1 pseudogene is annotated in these 208 nt (G+C 69.2%); it reads left to right on the top strand.

Features of this window, described 5'->3' with window-relative positions:
* Positions 1-208 (top strand): annotated as a pseudogene (locus tag IF29_RS43095) (glucose-6-phosphate dehydrogenase); the annotation flags it as partial.

Here is a 208-nt window from a genome sequence, read left to right as displayed (position 1 = left end):
CGAGAAGCTCAAGGTCCTCTCAGCGGTGCGGATCCCCAAGGACCTGGGCCGGCACACCGTGCGCGGCCAGTACACCCACGGCTGGCAGGGCGGCGAGGAGGTCCTGGGGTACCTGGAGGAGGAGGGCATCGACCCCCAGTCCACCACCGACACCTACGCCGCGGTGAAACTGGAGATCAACAACCGGCGCTGGGCCGGGGTCCCGTTC

The sequence above is a fragment of the Streptacidiphilus jeojiense genome (assembly GCF_000719095.1).
Taxonomy (GTDB): Bacteria; Actinomycetota; Actinomycetes; order Streptomycetales; family Streptomycetaceae; genus Streptacidiphilus; species Streptacidiphilus jeojiensis.
The sequence above is the reverse complement of the archived record's forward strand: the minus strand, read 5'-3'. Positions and strand labels throughout refer to the sequence as shown.